1 pseudogene is annotated in these 552 nt (G+C 65.8%); it reads left to right on the top strand.

The window, feature by feature from the left end:
• Positions 1-109 precede the first annotated feature (109 nt).
• Positions 110-552: pseudogene (locus tag CWO91_RS42400) on the top strand (transposase); the annotation flags it as partial.

Raw genomic sequence — 552 nt, 5'->3', positions numbered from 1 at the left:
ACGCGCGCTCCCCAATAGCGCCGTAGCGGGCGGGCGGCTTTGAGGTGGTCACCGGCAGTTCTCCGGTAGGATCGGGTTGCGACACGCCAACCCAACCGAGGAACCACCGATGACCGACGAGATGATGAACCTGCGCACGCTCGTGGAGAAGACCCCTGATGCCGATCTGTTGCGCGAGATGATCGGCTTTGCCGCCCAGCGATTGATGGAGCTGGAAGTCGAAGGCCAGACCGGGGCGGGCTACGGCGAGAAGAACCCCGAGCGTCTGGCGCAGCGCAACGGCTACCGCGACCGGACCTGGGAGACCCGCGCCGGCACGGTCGAGCTGCGCATTCCCAAGCTGCGCAAGGGCTCCTACTTCCCGGGCTTCCTGGAGCCGCGCCGGATGGCCGAGAAGGCGCTGACCGCTGTGGTGCAGGAAGCCTATGTGCAGGGCGTCTCGACCCGTTCGGTGGACGATCTCGTCCAGGCGATGGGGATGAGCGGCATCTCCAAAAAGCCAGGTGAGCCGGCTGTGTGGAGAGATCGACGAGAAGGTGAAGGCCTTTCCCG

Source organism: Bradyrhizobium genosp. SA-3 (assembly GCF_004212635.1).
Classification (GTDB): Bacteria; Pseudomonadota; Alphaproteobacteria; order Rhizobiales; family Xanthobacteraceae; genus Bradyrhizobium.
This window is presented reverse-complemented; position numbering and strand designations above follow the sequence as displayed.